Here is a 19,880-nt window from a genome sequence, read left to right as displayed (position 1 = left end):
CAAATCGACCCTGCTGAAGATGATTACCGGTACGCTGCAGCCTACCGAAGGGCGCGTGCAGGTACACGGGCGTATCGCCGCTATTCTTGAGCTGGGTATGGGTTTCAATGCCGAGCTTACCGGCCGTCAGAATGCCTACCACGCCGCTGGCCTGATGGGGTTCAGCACGGAGCAGATCGACGGCGTCATAGCCGACATTGAAGCGTTCGCCGAAATTGGCGAGTACTTTGACCAGGCCGTGCGTACCTATTCAAGCGGCATGCAGATGCGCGTGGCGTTCGCGGTGGCGACCGCGTTTCGGCCGGAAATCCTCATCATTGATGAGGCGTTGTCAGTAGGTGACAGCTATTTCCAGCACAAAAGCTTTAGCCGTATCAAGGAATTTCAAAAGGCCGGTACCACACTGTTGATCGTGTCCCACGACCGTGGCGCGATCCAGGCCTTGTGCAACCGCGCGATTCTGCTGGACGGCGGTACCGTGATCAAGGACGGGCCGCCCGAAGAAGTAATGGATTACTACAACGCCATCATTGCACAGAAAGAAAACGCCACGGTCGAGGTCCAGACCTTGCAGGATGGTAGCGTGCAAACGCGTTCAGGTAGCGGGAAGGCCAGTATTGCCAAGGTGGCGCTGCTTAACGCCGAGGGCGCGCCGGTTGAGTACATTACGGTCGGAGAGGCCGTTTGCCTGAGTATCGGCGTCCAGGTGCATGCACGCTTGCCGGAATTGGTGGTGGGTTATGTGATCAAGGACCGCCTTGGTCAGGACGTCTTTGGTACCAACACTCACCACCTGCAGTGCGTGCGCACCGACCTTGCGGCGGGTACAAGGTTGACCTACGCCTTCCGCTTCCCGGCAAACCTGGGGGTGGGATCTTATTCGGTGGCTGTTGCCTTGCACGCCACCGACAGCCATATCGCTGATAACTATGAGTGGCGTGACCTCGCGTTGGTGTTCAATGTGGTGAACATGTCCGAACAGAACTTCGTAGGCCTTGCGTGGATACCGCCTACAGTGGAGTGCAATTGATGAATGCAGGTTTTTACAGGGCTTTCGAGGACCGTTACCGTGGTTCGCGCGAGACGATCACACAGCGGCTCCAGGCCTATCTGCCGTTCCTCGAACCGCTCAAGGCGTTGTACGCTGACTGCCCTGTACTTGATCTAGGTTGTGGCCGTGGAGAGTGGCTGGAGCTGATGGTGCGCGAGGGCTTTTCACCACTGGGTGTAGACCTGGACGACGGCATGCTGGAAGCCTGCGAAGCGCTCAAGCTGCCGGCGAACAAGGATGATGTGCTGAGCGCGCTGCGCAAGCTGCCCGATAACAGCCAGGTGGCGGTAAGCGGGTTTCATATCGCCGAGCACCTGCCGTTTGCCGTTTTGCAGGAACTGGTTGCCGAATCTTTGCGGGTACTGCGCCCTGCCGGGCTGCTGATTCTGGAAACCCCCAACGCTGAAAACGTGACGGTTGGCACCAACAATTTCTACCTTGACCCAACCCACGAACAACCTTTGCCCAGCCTGCTGATGTCGTTTCTGGCGGATTACAGCGGGTTTGCCCGGGCCAAGATTGTGCGGTTGCAGGAACCGCCTGAAGTCCATGACGAACAAGCGCCCCTTGGCGTGTTGAACGTGTTGTTCAGCGTCAGCCCGGACTACGCCGTGGTAGCGCAGAAAGCCGCTAGCCCAAGCCAGTTGCAGCCCTTTGACGACATGTTCGAGGCGGCTTATGGCATCTCACTCGACCAACTGGCGCACCGCTACGATCGCGCGATCGACCGCCGGTTCGCTGAACTGCACAACACGGTGGAAACGGTGCGAGCGACATTCTTCGAACCCGCTGAATTCCAGCGAATCATGGCCGAGGTCCAGGCCCAGCAAACCCATCAGTTGCTGGTGATCCAGGATCGCTACCAGACAGCTCTAAATGACCTGCAGCAGCAGTTTGGCGCAGTGCAGCAAGAGCGCAACGTGGCGCTGGAAAATTGCCATCATCACTTCCAGCGCGCCCAGGCCGTTGAGCAACAATTGCAGGCAATGCTTGCCAGCACCTCGTGGCGGGTTAGCGCGCCGCTGCGCATGATAGGCCGGGTGCTGTACTGGCCTTCCCGGCACGGCAAGGCTGCGTTGCGTCGCGTGGCACCGCATGCGCGGCTTTGGGTAGAGCGGCGCCCGGCGGTAAAACGCTTGGTGCTGGCGGCTTTGCACCGTAGCCCTTGGCTGACGCAGCAGATTCGCCGGGTACTGGCAACCGAACCCGTGGCAATGGCCAGTGACCCACAACACGGCGTGATCGACCACGCACCCTTGACACCGCGTGGGCGCTCGATTGAAAGCGCCCTCAGCGAAGCCATGATTAAGAGCAAGCACTGAATGCGTATCGTAATTGACTTGCAGGGCGCGCAAACCGAGAGCCGTTTCCGTGGTATCGGGCGCTACAGCCTTTCCCTGGCGCAGGGCATCGTGCGCAACAGTAACGGCCATGAGGTATACCTGCTGCTCAACGGCATGCTGTCAGACAGCATCGACAGCATCCGCACAGCGTTCATCGGCCTGCTGCCGCAAAGCCACATCCGCGTGTGGTACGCTGAAGGCCCGGTGTCTGCACGCGACCCGGCCAACCGCGCGCGGCGCGAGGTGGCCGAGCGTATCCGCCAGGCCTGCATCGATGACTTGCAACCCGATGTGGTACATGTCTGTAGCCCGGTGGAAGGCTATATCGACGATGCCGTGATCGGCAGCCCGCAACTGGATCAGCGGGCGCTGGTCAGTGCAACCCTGTATGACCTGATTCCGCTGGTCAGCCCCCGGCAGTACCTGGACCCCAACCCGGGCTACAAGGCGCACTACCTGGACAAGGTCGAGGCGTTCAAACAGTACGGCCTGTTGCTGTCGATTTCCCAGTTCGCCCGCCAAGAGGCACTGTCCCTGCTGCCTTTGGAGGCCGCCAAGGTTGTGAATGTGTCGACAGCGGCCGACGAGATATTCCGGCCCATCGAACTGGACGCAGCGCAGCGTCAGGCCCTGGCCGTGCGCTTCGGCTTGCGCACCCCCTTCGTGCTCTACTCGGGGGGGGCCGATGAACGCAAGAACCTGGTAAGGCTGATCGAGGCATTCGCCAAGGTTCGCCAGGAAGCTGGTAATGTGCAGCTGGTTTTTGCAGGCAAGATGCCGCAGTTTCATATCGACCAGTACCGCGCCGCTGCGCGCAGCCAAGGCCTGGGGGACACCGACTTGGTCTTCACCGGCTACATTACCGATGAGGAACTGGTTGCACTGTATAACGCATGCCAGCTCTACGTGTTCCCTTCATGGCACGAGGGCTTCGGCTTGCCACCGCTGGAAGCGATGAAGTGCGGCGCCCCGGTTATCGGTGCCAATACTTCCAGCGTGCCCGAGGTCATCGGGCTGGAGGAAGCGACTTTCGACCCGCTCAATACCCAGTCTTTGGTGGCAAAGCTGCGTCAGGCACTGGGCGATGAAGCGTTCCGCGAGCGCCTGGCAGCCCATGGTTTGCAGCGCGCTGAAGCTTTCTCGTGGGACCTTACCGGCAAGGCTGCCGTGGAAGCCTTTGAGCAAGCACTGGCCCAAGCCGATAAACCTGTCGCGGTCGACCAGGCCACCGACGCCCTGCAGGCGCTGATCGACGGCCTTGCTGGCCGAGCCCTGTTGCAGCCCGGTGCAGTGGATATCAAGCGGCTGGCAAAAGCCATTGACTACTCGCTACAGGGCCCGGCTGGCAAGCCACAACTGTTCGTGGATATCTCCGAGCTGAGCAAGCACGACGGCAAGAGTGGCATCCAACGGGTAGTGCGCAGCATCCTGCTGGAATGGTTGACCAACCCGCCTGCGGCGTATGACGTGCGGCCTGTATATACCGTCGCCGGCGAAGCTTTTTACCGCCATGCCTCGCGCTTTACCGCCAAGTTCCTTGGCCAGGCGTTCGAGCACGTCGAAGATGAAGCCATCAGCTACCGCGCTGGCGATGTATACCTGTGCCTTGACCTGCTGATGGACGTGTTGCCGCATAAGCGCAGCTACCTCGATACCTTGCGTAGCCATGGGGTGAACATTTTCTTCGTGGTATACGACCTGCTGATCCTGCAGTTGCCGCACTGCTTCGTCGACAGCCTGCAAGCTCACTACCGCACGTGGATCCATGCCGTTGCCGAATACGATGGTGCGCTGTGCATCTCCCGCGCTGTGGCGGACGAGTTGCGCGACTGGCTGGCCGAAAACAACCTGGCAGGCGAACGCCCGTTCCGTATTGGCGCGTTCCACCTGGGGGCGGACATCGACCAGTCCATGCCTTCCACCGGTCTCCCGCAAGACCCGGCCAAGCGCCTTGAAGCTTTGGCCGACAACACCAATTTCCTCATGGTCGGTACCCTTGAACCACGCAAGGGCCATGCCCAGGCACTGGAAGCGTTCGAGCGCCTCTGGGCGGCCGGCGTAGAGGCCAACCTGATAATTGTCGGCAAGCACGGCTGGCTGGTCGACGACCTGGCAGCCAAGCTGCGCAACCATCCGGAGGCCGGCAAACGGCTGCTCTGGCTGGAAGGGGCTAGCGACGAATACCTCGAATATCTGTATAACAACTGCGATTGCCTGGTAGCGGCCTCTTACGGTGAGGGTTTTGGCCTGCCGTTGATTGAAGCTGCGCAATACCAACTGCCCATTATTGCCCGCGACCTCCCTGTGTTCCGCGAAGTGGCGGGTGAGCATGCGTGGTTCTTCTCGGGTGCCGATGCCCAGGCAGTTGCCGACAGTATTGGCGAATGGTTGTTGCTGCATGCCGAAGGGCGGCACCCGCAGTCTAGCCAGATGCCTTGGCTTACCTGGAAGGCCAGCGCACAGCAACTCATTGGCGAGATCGACAAGTACAAGTTTTGATAAGCCAGTCACGACACAGCAGAAAATTTGGGATATAGGGAAATGCGTTTGAAGTTAGACTCAACGGGGAGAGCCGGCTTTGCGGTCGCGCTGGCTATTGGGGTGTTTTTTGTCCTGCGCTACTTTCCCGCGGGCTTCATCACTGGGACATCCTCGTATTGGTTAACCGAGGTCGATGATGTCACTCAGTACTTCGCTGGGTTCAACGCCTTCTTTAATGCGCCATTCAGCTACCCGCTACTGGCTTTCGACAGCATCAACTATCCGCAAGGCACGCGCGCCACTTTTGTTGACGCGATCCCGTTGTACGCGTTGCTGCTAAAGGTTTTCGTACCTTCTAGCTTCGCGCCGTTCAACCCGTTCGGTGTGTGGGTCGCGCTTTCCTTCATCGCCCAGGCTGTATGCGGCTGGTGGATCCTGCGTGAATTGCGGGTGCATTCCTGGTTGGCGCTGTTGGCCTTGGTGGTGTGCCTGTTGACGTTCCCGGCGCTAACTACCCGCCTGGGGCATATCTCGCTGATGTCGCACTGGATTATCCTTTGCGCACTGGCGTTGTATGTCCGCAGCCGTCGCACGGTCACGCCAGAGCGGCTGGGCTGGACGTTGCTGTTGGTATCGTCGTTCTACGTCAACATCTATCTCTGTGTAATGGCCAGCGCCATCTACGTTGCCGGGCTGTTTCACCAGCCGTCGTGGCGCGCACCGCGTGAATTGGCCCGAGCTGCCATTCCCTTCGTGATAATCGGTGCCAGCCTGTTTCTTACCATCTTCCCCATGGAGCGGGTAGAAGTAGCACCAGAGTCCGGTTTCGGTACTTATTCAATGAACTTGCTATCACCGTTTCATGGTGGCAAGTACATCAAGTTCCCCGACCCTGAAATGCCTGGCCAGTATGAAGGCTTCAACTATCTTGGCCTGGGTGTGCTGCTGGCCTTTGCGCTTGCCTGGGTGCTGAACCGTAGTGCGTCCGAGAGCAGCTTCGCCAAACACCGGGCACTGACATGGCTGATGTTCCTCTTCACCGCCTACGCGCTTTCAGACACCATCTACCTTGGCGTGCATGAAATTGTCTCGCTTCACTATCCTTCGTTCATGGACCGTATCACCTCTCAGTTCCGTGCCTCGGGCAGGTTCTTCTGGCCGGTGGGTTATTGCGTGGTGATATTTGCCATTGCGAGCCTCTATAAACGCTTGGGTGCCAAAGTATTTGCCGTCAGCATGGTGGTATTGATCGGCCTGCAATTGGCAGACCTGTCCAACTTGCGCCACCGTCTGGTCGATACCGCCAAACGTCCTGCTGCGGCCGTGCTGACCCAGCCGACCTGGAACCAACAACTCACTACCGACACCCAGTACTTGTACTTTTTCCCCAAGTTCCGTTGCGGTCGGGCCGACCAGATTTTGAACACGCTGATGCCAACCATGCGCTTTGCCTCCGTGCATAACCTGAAGATCAACACCGGTTATGTATCACGAGCGGCTTCTAACTGCGCAGTGGAAAGCACCCAGGCCGAAATTGCAGGCTCGCAAATGGCCAATTCGATGTATGTGTTCAACCGCGGCGATTTCCCTGCAGTAGCACAGGTGAAAGCGTTGTTCCCGGCAGACCGCCAACCTGCGTGCATAGAAATCGATTTCGCCCATGTGTGCAGCTTCCAGCCAACAGGGAGTAAAGTTCAATGACCCCTTTGCCAAAGCGAAAAGTTTCCCTGGTCTCGCCGTTTTATAACGAAGAAAAGGGTGTACAAGCTTTTTTCGCCAGGATCAACGAAGTATTCGCACCGCTCGCCGACCGCTACGAGCTCGAAGTTATTGGTATCAACGATGGCAGCCGTGACCGCACGTACGATGAGCTGGTCAAAGCCAAAGCAGCAAACCATTACCTTACCGTTGTCGACCTGTCGCGCAACTTCGGCAAGGAGGCGGCCATATCTGCGGGCCTTGATTTTGCCACTGGTGACGCGGTAATCCCCATTGATTCTGACCTGCAGCACCCGCCAGAGGTCATCCTCGAGCTTATTCAGAAGTGGGAGGAGGGTGCAGAAGTGGTGCTGGCCAAGCGGGTCGACCGTGACACTGACCACGCTGTGCAAAAGCTGACGGCCAACTGGTTCTACCGTGTGCACAACCGGATTTCCGACATTGATATTCCTGCCGATGTCGGCGATTTTCGACTGATGGACCGCAAGGTCGTTGAAGCCTTGAAAACCCTCCCTGAAACAAGACGCTTCATGAAAGGTTTATTTGCCTGGGTGGGCTTCCGGACCACCACCGTGGAGTACAAAGTAGCCCCGCGTGAGCACGGTACCTCAAGCTTCAATACCTGGAAACTGTGGAACTTTGCAATCGAGGGCATCACCAGCTTCAGCAGTGCGCCGTTGCGCATCTGGACCTATCTCGGTTGTGCAGTGTCGGCGTTGTCATTCTTGTACGCCGCTTACTTGCTGATCAAAACCATTTTCTTTGGTGCTGACACGCCGGGTTATGCATCGATCATGATCACCATATTGTTTGCCAGTGGTGTACAGCTGATTGGCATTGGTGTTTTGGGAGAATACGTAGGGCGGATTTTTGCCGAGTCGAAAAAACGGCCGGTTTACATAGTGCGTGATGTTATCAAGTGATCAATCTAGTCCCCCAACGTTACCACGAGTTCATCCGCTTCGGCCTGGTGGGCGTGACCAACACTCTAGTGCATGCGGGAATCGTGGTCACGTTGATGGAACTGTTGGCACCGCCGGCCTATGTTGCCAATGGCGTGGCGTTCATGTTTGCCAACGTGATGTCGTATATCCTCAATAGCCGTTTCACCTTCAAAACGCCCGCCAGTTTTCTTGGCTATCGGCGCTTTTTGCTGGTTTCTTTGGTGTCGTTGGCCCTTACCCTGGCGATCACCTCGCTGGTGGAGTTCCTGGGGTGGCATTACGCCTTTGGTTTGCTGATGGTGATTTTTGTGGTGCCGGTGCTCAACTACATAGTCATGAAACTTTGGGCATTTTCCCCCACGCGCTAGCATAACGGTGCGGGGCCTTTACGGCCCCGCGCTCTGTGCGGTGGTTAGCTTGCAGCCCAGGTTTTCAGCCAGCTAAGCGGCACAGTCATGCGTCAGCTGGTGGAGTTATGCACTGCCTCCAGCGCCAACTGGTGCTGGCTCTGTTCATGTTGTACGGGCTTTAGTTCAGCTGACGGCAGCGCAGGGGTCCAAAGCGGAGGTTAAGCTAAACCTGCGTGAACGAGGGCTTGGGTATGTCAGCTGTCCCGCTTTGCACCGCGTAGTGAAGCCTTTAAAATTCACATATTTGCCATTAATCAAATCCTTCATGGAAGAATATGAATCACCTCAATATTGCCAAACAAGCACTCATCGCCCAAGCTCGCGCCGTCAACGAACTCGCTGATCGTTTGAACGGTGAGTTTCAAAGTGCAGTGGAGCTTCTGCTGGGCTGTCAAGGTCGCGCTGTAGTGTGCGGCATGGGCAAGTCAGGTCTGATTGGTCAAAAAATGGTCGCGACTTTCGCCTCCACGGGCACCCCCAGCTTCTTTTTGCACCCTGCGGAGGCGTTCCACGGGGACTTGGGCATGTTGAAGCCGGTGGATGTGCTGATTCTCATCAGCTATAGCGGCGAAACTGAGGAAGTAATCAAGCTCATCCCAAGCCTCAAGTCATTCGGCAACAAGATCATTGCCATGACAGGCAATGGCAAATCCACCTTGGCGACGCACGCCGACATTTGGCTTGATATCTCGGTTGAACGTGAGGTTTGCCCAAATAACCTGGCACCGACCACGTCCACCTTGGCAACGATGGCCATGGGGGATGCGCTCGCGGTTGCGTTAATCGAAGCTCTCCAGTTCAAACCTATGGACTTCGCCCGTTACCACCCCGGGGGTAGCCTTGGCCGTAAACTGCTCACCCGGGTCAAAGATGTGATGCATTCACCGGCCCCGGTTGTAACGCGGGCTACCGGATTCCACGATTGCCTGTTGGTGATGACGCGCAGTCGTCTCGGCTTGGCTGTTGTGTTGGAAGGGGATCAGTTGGTAGGCATCGTGACTGACGGTGACCTCCGCCGTGCGCTGCTGGAAAACCCAGGCATCACTCAAGAAACTGTTGCTCAGTTCATGACTGGGAAGCCGCACACCATTTTTGAAAATGCGCAGCTCTCCGAGGCGGAGTCTTACATGCTGGACAATAAAATCAGGGCTCTGGCGGTCACCAGTGCGGAGGGTGCAGTGGTAGGCGTGGTCGAAATCTTCGATTAGTCGTTATCTCGACCACGCCAAGCGATCACCTCAATCGAAGTGCTCTGCCTTACTCAATGACACGCCCAAGCAATCCTTAGCGGAGAGCGAGGGTGTGTATTCAATAGGCCATTCGATTGCGATTTCTGGATCATCCCAAGCGATGCAGCGCTCGCTTTGTGGTGAATAGAAGTCGGTTGTCTTGTAGAGAAACTCTGCTGTCTCGCTTAGCGTGACGAAACCGTGGGCAAACCCTGGCGGGATCCATAACTGGTTATGGTTCTGCGCAGACAACACAGCGCCCACCCATTTACCAAAGGTGGGCGATGAGCGGCGGATATCAACTGCGACATCAAATACCTCACCCTGCACCACCCGTACCAGCTTGCCCTGAGCATGGGGCGGCAACTGATAGTGCAAGCCGCGCAGTACGCCCTTTGTCGAGCGGGAGTGGTTGTCTTGAACAAATTCTGCTTGTTGGCCGGTTATTTCATTGAACGCGCGCGCGTTGAAACTCTCGTAAAAAAAGCCGCGCTCATCACCGAAAACCGTTGGGGTGAACAGAAAAACTTCGGGGATGGCCAAAGGTATCGCTTTCATCAGAAGATCTTCTCTTTAAGCAGATTTTTCAGGTACTGGCCATAACCGTTCTTGAGCAATGGCTGTGCCAGACGCTCAAGCTGCTCGGCGTCGATCCAGCCGGCGCGATAGCAAATTTCTTCCGGACAGGCCACTTTGAGGCCCTGGCGGCGCTCCATGGTTGCGATGTATTGGCTCGCATCCAGCAAGCTGTCGTGGGTACCGGTGTCCAGCCATGCGTAACCACGGCCCATGATCTCGACATGCAGTTGCTCTTGCTGCAGGTAGAGATTATTCAAATCGGTAATTTCAAGCTCGCCCCGCGCGGACGGTTTCAAGTCACGGGCCAGGTCGACAACTTGGTTATCGTAGAAGTAGAGGCCGGTCACTGCATAGCTGGATTTCGGAAGCGCGGGCTTTTCTTCTAGCGACAGTACACGACCGGTCTCGTCGAATTCCGCTACACCGTAACGTTCAGGATCCTGCACATGATAAGCGAACACCGAAGCACCCGCGTTGCGCTTACCAGCGTTCAGCAGCAGTGACTGGAAATCGTGACCGTAGAAAATGTTATCGCCCAGCACCAGTGCCGAGGGATCATTGCCGATGAAGTCAGCCCCGATCGTAAATGCCTGCGCCAGGCCGTCCGGGCTCGGCTGTACGGCGTACGTCAGATTGATGCCCCATTGGCTGCCGTCGCCCAGAAGCTGCTCGAAACGCGGCGTATCTTGCGGGGTGGAGATGATCAGAATGTCGCGGATGCCTGCCAGCAACAAAGTGCCCAGCGGATAATAGATCATCGGCTTGTCATAAACAGGCAAGAGCTGCTTCGAAACAGAAAGCGTTGCCGGGTGCAGACGCGTTCCGGAACCACCAGCCAGAATGATCCCTTTACGATTGGTTGTGTTCATTTATTCAGAGCTTCCATGAGCATACGGGTGACACCACTTTGCCAGTCTGGCAAGTGCAGCGTGAACGAGTTGCGAAGCTTGGCGGTATCCAAGCGCGAATTCAACGGGCGACTGGCCGGGGTAGGGTACTCGGTAGTGGCAATTGGATTCACGGCTTCGACCATGAGATCTTCGCCATGACTCCGCGCGAACTCAATAACATAGCTGGCGTAGGCATGCCATGTTGTTTCGCCCGACGGAGCCAGGTGGTAGACCCCAGCCAGATCCGGGTTGTGCAACGCCTGCTGCAGCGCCAAAACGGCCACATCTGCGAGCAGATCTGCTCCCGTGGGAACACCGACCTGATCCGCGATGACATTGAGCGTTGGACGTTCTTTGGCCAACCGCACCATCGTCTTGGCGAAGTTGTTACCTCGCGCAGCGTACACCCAGCTGGTGCGGAAAATCAGATGCTTGCAGCCCGAAGCCTGTATCAGTTGTTCGCCTTCGAGCTTGGTAGCGCCATAATAGTTAACCGGCGCAACGCTGTCGGTTTCGCTCCACGGGGTAGTGCCTGTGCCGTCGAAAACGTAGTCGGTTGAGTAGTGAACCAACCATGCATCCAGGCGCTTGGCTTCCTCCGCCATCACTTGGCTAGCCAAGGCGTTCACAATATGGGCAGTCTCGCGTTCGCTCTCAGCTTTATCCACTGCCGTATAGGCGGCTGCGTTGACAATCACTTGAGGCGACACAGCGATAATGGCGGCTCGAAGGCTGTCGAGATCTGACAAATCACCTTTAAGTTCACCGTAGGGTGTGGAGGCTGGGTGTCGGTCGAGCGCTACAACCTCACCCAGGACGATCAGCGCGCGCTGCAGCTCCCAGCCTACCTGGCCGTTTTTACCGAGCAGCAGAATTTTCATGCTTGGCCTGTATGCGTGGCGTAGTTATTGTCAATCCATTGCTGATAGCTACCGCTTTTGACGTGTGCAACCCATTCAGGGTTGTCCAAGTACCATTGCACGGTCTTGCGAATGCCCGATTCGAAGGTTTCTTCTGGAACCCAACCCAGTTCGCGCTGGATCTTGCTCGCGTCGATTGCATAACGCAGATCGTGGCCTGGGCGATCCTGAACGTAGGTCAGCAGTTCAGCATGAGGGCGGAATTTGGAGTCAGGGCGCAGCTCGTCTAGCAGCGAGCAGACCGTGCGTACCACCTCGATGTTCTGTTTCTCGTTATGGCCGCCGATGTTGTAGGTTTCACCTACCTTGCCCTCGGTCACCACTTTATAGAGTGCACGGGCGTGGTCCTCAACGTACAACCAGTCGCGGATCTGATCGCCTTTGCCATAAATAGGCAGTGGTTTGCCTTCCAGAGCGTTCAGAATCACCAGCGGGATGAGCTTTTCTGGGAAGTGGAACGGTCCATAATTGTTCGAGCAGTTAGTCACCAGCGTAGGCAGGCCATAGGTGCGCGCCCAGGCGCGAACTAGGTGGTCCGAGCTGGCTTTACTGGCCGAGTAGGGCGAGCTTGGCTGGTAAGGGGTGGTTTCAGTGAAGAGGTCTTCTGGGCCTTCCAAGTCGCCATAGACTTCGTCGGTGGAGATGTGGTGGAAGCGAAAAGTTGCTCTGCGATCGTCATCCAACGAAATCCAATAACCCCGGGCAGCTTCCAGTAGGTTGTAAGTGCCGATGATGTTGGTCTGGATGAATTCGGACGGACCGGAGATCGAGCGGTCGACGTGGGACTCAGCAGCCAGATGCATCACGGCATCCGGTTGGTGCTGTTGGAACACACGATCCAACTCGGCGCGATCGCAGACATCGACGTGTTCGAAAGCATACCGCGGGTTATGGTCCACAGAGTGCAGGGATTCAAGGTTGCCTGCATAGGTCAGTTTGTCTACGTTTACGACCGAATCATCCGTGCGGGTGATGATGTGGCGTATGACTGCCGAGCCGATGAATCCGGCACCACCTGTTACTAAAATTTTCACTAGTTTTCCTACCTTATGATATTGTCATAGAGCCCACGCGCTCTCATGTCCATGTTTGTATGACCTCAACGGCAGTGAAACCTGCCGCAAAAGTATACCTTATTGACCTCTAGGACGATCAATGGTTGCGGATCAATTAAGCGTACTTGCATGGTGAATCCTCTCTGTCGCCCCGTCCAAATAATGGGTGACGGGTGAACATTGCTATTATCAGGTCCTCCAAATACAAAGCTGCACCTGGCTAGCTGAAAACGGAACCTTACAATAGAGCTTGCATGCTGCTATCTTTCGGCGGGCCATGGCTATTTGGATAGATATATTATTGAGCTCCACAAGTGTGATGGGCAGAAGAATCAAATTGAATCAAAGAGCTTCAAAAGGCCAGTGAAGGTCGGGTACGCATAGGGTCCAAGCTCCGTATCGGCATCTAAAACACTTATGCAGTTAGAGGAGTTGGATTTTGAATAGTTCTTATCATGCAGAGAGAGAGGTGTTTCATTTCGTTTTGAAATGATCTCGAAACAACTCGCTTCCCAAGCGATAGATATGATGCGGTCAGTTCCGTAACTGGCAAGGTTCTGACGTAGGTCAGAGGAGATTTTGCTTTGGTCACCGTCGTCAGAAATAAATACTCGACAATAGTTAGTGCCATTATAAAGCGGCCTCACTGGGTCCTTGCTATGACCGACTTGCACGTTCACTGTTAGTATCTGGACGCCGATTTTTGATAGTTTTTCGCGGCCGGTTTGACCAAGATACCTGAGTAATGTGTCTAGCCATACGCTTCTGCCGCATAACAGAATGGGGCGTTTTTTGCGGGCCACCAACTGTGTTGCAGAGGACAAAAGGCTCCGTTCAACCTCATTAACGGCTTTGTTGAATGCAGTGCGCGAGTCAGTACCGAAGTTAAAACAGTTAGTAATAGTCAAATAGCCAATTTGGGATGGGTGAGAGCTCGGGTCGATAAAGAGTCTCATCACTTCATGCATAGGAAGCTTGAGCAGTGGAGACAGATCAATTAACTTTGCAGCAGGGACCTTGCTTTGGCTCTCGTCAAGGTTCCAGTGCGGGTGGCGGTATTCCTTGCTGTGTATATGGCGCCCTGCCAGTCTATCTTGAACTTGTCTGCAAAACAGATCCCAAAAAAGGAAATGGATCTGATTCTTGAAGTGCTTATTCCAAGCCTCGAGCGCCCGATGCGCCCGCTCGCGCATATAGTCATCGTTACCAGGTGTGATCGCTTTGGCATTGATGCCTGATAGGTTAGGAAGAAATATTGGCAGCGAGTCCCGGGTGGGATTTAGGGCGACATCATTCCCAAAGCGGAAATCTCCCACCATTAATAGAATTTTAGAACCCTCTGGACATTCTTGTTTGGCTTTATCGAACAAACGAGAAGACCAGACTGGTGCGCCACCGAAGCCGATAAGCTGCCCGGGCTCTTGTGGCTGGCGTAGCAGACCATTGGTCACATGCTGTGCCCACCTAACCATGTGAGATGGACCGATCATGATTTTTTGCTGAGCGGTATCGTCGAAAAGCTCGGTAAAAAACTTTACTGATGAGGCTGAGTTCGGTGAGGTGACTGCTCGGAATGCGTTTAAGAATAATGAAGAAGGTTTGGAATTAGAATTATGCGTATAGGCATACATCTGAAATGCGGGGGCGTTTAAGTCGGAAGATACATTTGCTAGATACCGTTCCGCATTGCCTGTGAGGACAATATCAGGGCGTGTCAGTTCAACCATTTCAGTGTGAAAATAGGGCGTTCGCAAGAATACAACTTGTTTAAATATCTTGGATAGTTGCGGAAGCATTAAGCGAAAAAAAGAATCTCCAAAGATTAAAACTTTCTTATCGGTGGTTGAGTCTGGGCTGAAATAGATATCAATTTGACCGTTGTTGGATAGCCCATTGCTCCCAAACTTCGTGTGGTTCCAGTTAGGGTTGAGTGTAAGGCTTTCCTGAATCAATGGTGGAGAAAATCTATTCCCAAGGTCACCGGCTGTTTTTCTTTTGAGATTGATGCACTCGTGAATTGTCTTAAGTGCCTGAGAGACCTTAATTCCTAGGGCATCTAAAATTCTCGACAATACTACGAGAGATCCACTGTCGGACAGATGGGTGTCATGACTCTCAAAAGAACGCTGTCCTAAGGCACCTCTGAGGAAGTCGGCCGGGTACAGAACAAGCTTGTCGAGCCCCTCTGGTTCAATATGATTTATGTATTTGTCGCCGAGCCGACAAGCGGCCTTGATAGGAAACTCTGCACTGAGTACTGACTGCTTGTCGGGGAATATTACATGTAGATACTGACACTTTGCTAGTTTTGAAAAATAGGCGCGGCGGGCAATATTTAACTTAAAGTTGTCCAGAGACTCGATGCTAGGGGTGGCTCTTTCGGTAATGTAATCGAGCACTGAATGATTCCCGCCGATCAAGAATGAAATTCCATTGTCTGTCAACAAAACATCATCTTGAATTTGGTAGTTTTTTTGCTGAGAGGGATTGATCATAAAATATTCTCATACACTCTTAAGAGCCCTGCGCCCTACACTACGGTGGTGAGGGCGACAGGGTTCAAAATACAGTTATCGAGTAATTGGGCCCAATTCGCTGTTGGTGACGAAGACCGTGTTATCAGCTGTCACGAGCGCAAGGCTAAGTCCGCTATCAATCGAAATCTTATCTGGAATATCGATTCTGAAGCCGCAGTTAGTTGGAAATGCTCGGTTAGGAGATTTAGTTACTTTTCTAAGATAGTCGGCTGCGTCGAGTCGGGGTACCACCACATGCTGGTGGGAGATGACTTTGCCGTCTTTGAAAACGAGCACAAGAGCGGCTTGCCGTACCTTATCGTCAATAGCCCACCCTTCAATCCTCGTGAGTCCCGGTTTTCCTTCTACGGGTGAAATAATATCAATGTTTCCAATGAATAACTTCTCCAAGACACTCGCGGATCCAGCAACTATGCCAAGTTTTTCATGTTTGGACGTAACTGTTGCTACTCCATGTTTAATGGAGATTGACTTTTCTTTGCCTGATAATAACCTCAGATTGCCAAAAAGCTCACCGTGCTCTGCTGGGGCCTCTGCTGGCTGAGGAATATCCCCTAGCCAATTTATTCCGTAATTAAACGTTTTGATCCAATTTTCCCAAAAATCGGGATGATTAGATTTGACATTGTTTTCTCTAGTGGCTTTCAAGAATTTCAGAATATCGACAATTGGCTTGCCGGTGCCAACGATTTCTTTGCTGATCAGGACATGGCCAGAGAGGAAGTTGAATAGGCGCTTAATATGGGGGGTGTGATCTGGTAGGTTTTCCAGATTTTTAATGTCATCTAAGCTAACCTTCAGCACGCCACCTACATCATACATGGCATCGCCAAGGATGAGCGGTCTTTTGCCCAGCAGCATGGCTTCGTAGCCAACGGAGCTGTTAATTGTGCAAACAAATGCGGATTGGGACATGATTCGCAATGAGCGAGTGATCGTTACGGCACGATCGATAATTGTCACATTTTCTTCGAATTGCTTAGCGTAAATTAATGCTTTTGTTTCTTCGATTAGATTGAACGGCCTGCTGAGTGAGCCTGGGTGAGGTTTGATGACTACGTGATAACCTTGGTCGATGAACAGGGGAACTACTTTCTCTAGGAAGTCCAAAGGCCCATCAAATTCGGAATTTTTAATGGTGTTTAGATCGTCCGCAAGCTGCAGTGGGATGAATATATATGGAAACTTCAGGGATGCTGTTATCTCGTCAGGCACAGCTGTATAGGGTACGTCAACGATACCTATGCCATCTGGATTATTCTCGAAGCGACTCTTAGGCCCAAGCCAGGTCTGAACCGGATAGCTCTTAAGGCCCAGACCTTCTAGGGCTGCATGGCGAACAATCGCGTTGCCGTTGGTGCCCGCGTGATCGAAGTACATCGTCTCAATGAATGGCGGACGGGTAGGTCCGAGCTCACCATGCAGAGCTATAAGATTGTTGGCTTGGCAGAATCGACGAACTGCTCCATTCTCTGACCACAGTACGACGGCGTCAAAGGCGTATTTTTTATGTATTCTATCAAGAATACTGAAGTAGAAATCCGATGCTGGACCGACGCCATTGGTCAAGTCAATCCAGATATCGATATTATCTGGTCCCCACGCGGATTTATAGTTTTCGATAATCTTCGACTCAGCGCCGGTCGGACGCTCGCAAATCATCGTAGCTTGAGGGACTTTATTGCAAATTAGATCAATAACGGGGTTATTGGAAAATATCCGCAAGTCGAGTTCATCAGAGCCAATTTGCTTGAGCAATGCTCCAGCGAGATAAGCGCCAATGCCTGAAAACTCTTCGAAGCTATCACGAACTGGATGGGGTTCGACATAAAGTAGTATTTTCATTGGTCAATAAACTCGCTGATCCATTTGGCTGTCTGTTTCTCGGAAGATACATCAAGGTCGACTAATTTGGCTGCTTCCTCCAGCGATTCCTCCGAATGAAGGATTGGAGCAATTAGCGCCTCTTTCCACTCTTCCGTAGTCTTGCATTTTCTGAGAAGGATAGATTCGAATCTATCGATGTCCGGAATTGGGCTGCCAACTACCGTGCATCCTGAAAGAGCTGCTTCGAAAAATTTCAGGCCGCTTTTGCATTGGTTGAATTCTGTATCTTCCAATGGGCCCAGTACAAATTTGCTCTTTGCCATCAGATTCGGGAGTTCATGGAATGCGACATATTCTGCCTTGTGAATTTGCGCAGAATACTGGCTCAGCGAATCGGGAATTTTTACCGGTCCAGCGATCATTAGTTTGAAAGAAGAGTCGGATGCCAGCGCCTCTCTCATTGGTTCTTCGATCATTTGCAAATCGGGATTGTGTGAAGCAGTGCCTGGGAAGTAGGCAAATGTGTAGGGACGGCTGGACACTGGATTACGCTCGCGCACCATTTCGGAAATGCCTGCGAAGGTAGGGTCGATGCCGTTAGGGATAACAACCGATTTTTTTGCTGAAAAAAGCGTTGAGAGATGCCGAGCTAATGGTGCCGTGGAAGAGCTGAACTGAGTGAATAGTGACGCAGCCCCTGCGATCTTAGCCAAACTTTTGCTTACGGTGGAAACGTTCTCTGAGCGCGTTCTTACCGCTGGGGTTTCAATTGCATGGATAACACTAAAATTCAAATCATCAAAGTCAGCTATACACGCTCTGTTGGTGTGGACAGAATAAATTCTGCCAGTTCTGCTGTGAGCGCAGGCCGATGAAAAACGAAGTAATCGTAATTTGAAAATACTTGCGTCTGTTTTTGGAATATTGCCTGCGTTGTGCATGCCGTCGGATAGCCTTTCGCAGATAAGCTTTGTGCGAAATTAAAACACCGATATCGTGTGGATGGGTCGTAGTACGGCCTGGCATGCCTCGATGTGTTGGATACAAATAGTATTGATGGCTTCTTCATTTTAAATATATCTTCTATAAGTGCCTAATTCGTGTGCTAAGCCCGAAGGTCTTTGCGGTCTTTTGCTGAACTGCAGAATTATAAAATGAAACTCAATGAACTCGTTTTTTGATCTCGACATTGTGCAGGACAAAACCCCCATAGGGTCCACTCAGATAATCTTGACTGAGGAATGGGTGATAATGACGGTCGTTGACCAGCCAGCGGGATGTGAAACCTCGTTGTTCCCTCTCTGCCCTTGCCCGTTTTTCTGGTGCCAGGTCCTTGCCTCTACTCGCAGACTCGGCATGAATCAGCTCTGCAAAAGCGCTCCAAACCACATGCAAGCCGTGCTGTTGAATTCGCAAGCACAAATCCACGTCATTGAACGCGACCGGAAACGCCCGTTCATCCAGCCCGTCCACCGAGTGATACACTGACTTCCGCAATAGTAGACAGGCGGCTGTTACAGCACTTTGTCGGCGGGTAATCTGATTCATACCTAGATAGCCAGCATCCCGTTGTTCAAGATCGTTGCCAGTGTGCGCCGCCAGGCCGTTGATCCCCACCACAACGCCACCGTGCTGCACCATTCTGTTTGGCCAAAGCAGCTTGGCACCTACTGCGCCAACCCCCGGTCGCAGCGCCTGTGCAACCATCTCCCTCAACCAACCTGCCTCAATAATCTCGATATCGTTGTTCACTAGGCCAATCAGTTCACCAGTGGCAATGCTCGCTGCTCGGTTGTTGATGGTGGAGTAATTGAAAGGGTAGGGGTGCGGCAACACAGTGACGCCGCGCGTGGCGAGCTCGGTAAGGTAAGTCAAGGTTTGTGGGTCGCTGGATTGATTATCAATAACGACGATCTCTAGATCAGGATAATCTGTTTCGTTCAATAGTCCTTCGATGCAGGTATGTAGCAGCTTGTACTGATCCCGTGTTGGCACGATAAGGCTCACGCGGGGTAATTTGTCTGGCAGTGGCCAGTGGGCTCTGAGCAGCGCCGGGTAGTCGGCCACTTGGCTTACCGTGGCGCCTGGCGCCAACTGCTGGCACAGCCATTCAACCGCCTGCAGACGCTGTGGGGACGGCTGCTGCTGTTCCGGGCTCGCTGGTGTATGTGCGGCGCGGTGGTAAAGCACGCGGGGTAGGTGTGTAACGCTCGCGTGGGAGTTTTCCGTTGCCAATGCGATGCCGACTGTAAAGTCATACCAGTTTACAGGCGTGTTGACTCCACGGGTCGTGAGCAGCGCCAAGGCTTGTTTGATAATGTTCGCGCTGTAGATTGCTCCAGGGGTGAAAATATCAGCGCCGATAAACAGGTCGATATCCCACACCGGTTTCAGCCACGGCAGGCTGCGCTCCCCCTGCGGACCGTCGCGATCGCAGTCGGCGAATGCCCATGCGCTCTCATCGTCAAGCAAGGCACTCAGGTGCGCCAGCGCCAGAGGCGCCAACCTATCGCCCGCCACCATTGGCAGGATGCGATCGCAGTCGCCTTCAAGCAGTTGAGTGAGCGCTGGCAAGAGATTGCATGGGGGGGCGATAGCAACTGCATGCGCGCCAGCGTTGCAGGCACCCAGACTGTTCAGGCTTATTTGTTCCAGTGCCGTATCGCCGTCGCTCAGCAGCAGCACCCCCAACTTGCCTTGTAGCGGCGGTAAGGGCAGTGTGTCCAGGCGCTGGAACACCTCGAACCATTGAGGGTAGTGATGCCAGCCTGCACTTTTCGGCAGGCGCATGGTTTGGTCCTTGGCAACCTCAGTCAGCAGGGCCACCGTTGCGGCGTCATGTGCCGGATCCAATTTCTGAAGCAGCCCCTCAACGCCCTCCGGCCAGCAGCACAA

General features: G+C 53.9%; 15 protein-coding genes. 7 read left to right on the top strand and 8 right to left on the bottom strand.

Annotated features, from left to right (window positions below; genetic code table 11):
• From APH30_RS17885 to APH30_RS17855, 7 genes are all read left to right on the top strand, one after another.
• The coding region (locus APH30_RS17885; protein WP_054913324.1) for an ABC transporter ATP-binding protein at positions 1-1,030 on the top strand (1,030 nt) is incomplete at its 5' end.
• Positions 1,030-2,373, top strand: a complete 1,344-nt coding sequence (locus tag APH30_RS17880; protein ID WP_054913323.1) for a class I SAM-dependent methyltransferase — start codon at positions 1,030-1,032, stop codon at positions 2,371-2,373. The genes APH30_RS17885 and APH30_RS17880, both read left to right, overlap by 1 nt.
• Positions 2,374-4,893, top strand: coding sequence for a glycosyltransferase (locus tag APH30_RS17875; protein ID WP_054913322.1), 2,520 nt, complete (start codon positions 2,374-2,376; stop codon positions 4,891-4,893).
• Between the two features lie 42 nt (positions 4,894-4,935).
• The gene (locus tag APH30_RS17870) at positions 4,936-6,576 is read left to right on the top strand and encodes a DUF6311 domain-containing protein (protein ID WP_054913321.1); all 1,641 of its coding nucleotides are present in this window, start codon (positions 4,936-4,938) and stop codon (positions 6,574-6,576) included.
• The gene (locus APH30_RS17865) at positions 6,573-7,517 is read left to right on the top strand and encodes a glycosyltransferase family 2 protein (RefSeq protein WP_054913320.1); all 945 of its coding nucleotides are present in this window, start codon (positions 6,573-6,575) and stop codon (positions 7,515-7,517) included. The genes APH30_RS17870 and APH30_RS17865 overlap by 4 nt, the downstream gene beginning before the upstream one ends.
• Complete coding sequence (locus tag APH30_RS17860) at positions 7,514-7,906, top strand: GtrA family protein (protein WP_054913319.1); 393 nt, start codon at positions 7,514-7,516, stop codon at positions 7,904-7,906. The genes APH30_RS17865 and APH30_RS17860 overlap by 4 nt, the downstream gene beginning before the upstream one ends.
• A 317-nt stretch (positions 7,907-8,223) precedes the next feature.
• Positions 8,224-9,156, top strand: coding sequence for an SIS domain-containing protein (locus APH30_RS17855; protein ID WP_054913318.1), 933 nt, complete (start codon positions 8,224-8,226; stop codon positions 9,154-9,156).
• Between the two features lie 30 nt (positions 9,157-9,186).
• Here the strand turns inward: APH30_RS17855 and rfbC are convergent, their stop codons facing one another.
• The 8 genes from rfbC to APH30_RS17815 all read right to left on the bottom strand — a co-directional run.
• Positions 9,187-9,735 (bottom strand): dTDP-4-dehydrorhamnose 3,5-epimerase, encoded by a 549-nt coding sequence (gene rfbC, locus APH30_RS17850; RefSeq protein ID WP_054913317.1) that lies wholly within the window; start codon positions 9,733-9,735, stop codon positions 9,187-9,189.
• Positions 9,735-10,625, bottom strand: coding sequence for a glucose-1-phosphate thymidylyltransferase RfbA (gene rfbA / locus APH30_RS17845; RefSeq protein ID WP_054913316.1), 891 nt, complete (start codon positions 10,623-10,625; stop codon positions 9,735-9,737). Before rfbA ends, rfbC begins: the two co-directional genes overlap by 1 nt.
• On the bottom strand, positions 10,622-11,527 hold the full coding sequence (rfbD, locus tag APH30_RS17840; RefSeq protein ID WP_054913315.1) for a dTDP-4-dehydrorhamnose reductase: 906 nt from the start codon (positions 11,525-11,527) through the stop codon (positions 10,622-10,624). The genes rfbA and rfbD overlap by 4 nt, the downstream gene beginning before the upstream one ends.
• Positions 11,524-12,600 (bottom strand): dTDP-glucose 4,6-dehydratase, encoded by a 1,077-nt coding sequence (rfbB, locus tag APH30_RS17835; RefSeq protein ID WP_054913314.1) that lies wholly within the window; start codon positions 12,598-12,600, stop codon positions 11,524-11,526. Before rfbB ends, rfbD begins: the two co-directional genes overlap by 4 nt.
• Positions 12,601-12,953: 353 nt before the next feature.
• Positions 12,954-15,116, bottom strand: a complete 2,163-nt coding sequence (locus APH30_RS28820; RefSeq protein WP_156326535.1) for a hypothetical protein — start codon at positions 15,114-15,116, stop codon at positions 12,954-12,956.
• A gap of 75 nt (positions 15,117-15,191) precedes the next feature.
• Positions 15,192-17,003: a hypothetical protein gene (locus APH30_RS17825; protein ID WP_054913312.1), complete on the bottom strand. Its 1,812-nt coding sequence runs from the start codon at positions 17,001-17,003 to the stop codon at positions 15,192-15,194.
• Positions 17,000-17,926 (bottom strand): hypothetical protein, encoded by a 927-nt coding sequence (locus APH30_RS28815; RefSeq protein WP_156326533.1) that lies wholly within the window; start codon positions 17,924-17,926, stop codon positions 17,000-17,002. The genes APH30_RS17825 and APH30_RS28815 overlap by 4 nt, the downstream gene beginning before the upstream one ends.
• Before the next feature lie 220 nt (positions 17,927-18,146).
• A partial coding sequence (locus APH30_RS17815; protein ID WP_054913310.1) for a glycosyltransferase occupies positions 18,147-19,880 on the bottom strand: 1,734 nt, incomplete at its 5' end.

Origin of the sequence: Pseudomonas sp. NBRC 111127 (assembly GCF_001320345.1) — a bacterium.
Taxonomy (GTDB): domain Bacteria; phylum Pseudomonadota; class Gammaproteobacteria; order Pseudomonadales; family Pseudomonadaceae; genus Aquipseudomonas; species Aquipseudomonas juntendi.
This window is presented reverse-complemented; position numbering and strand designations above follow the sequence as displayed.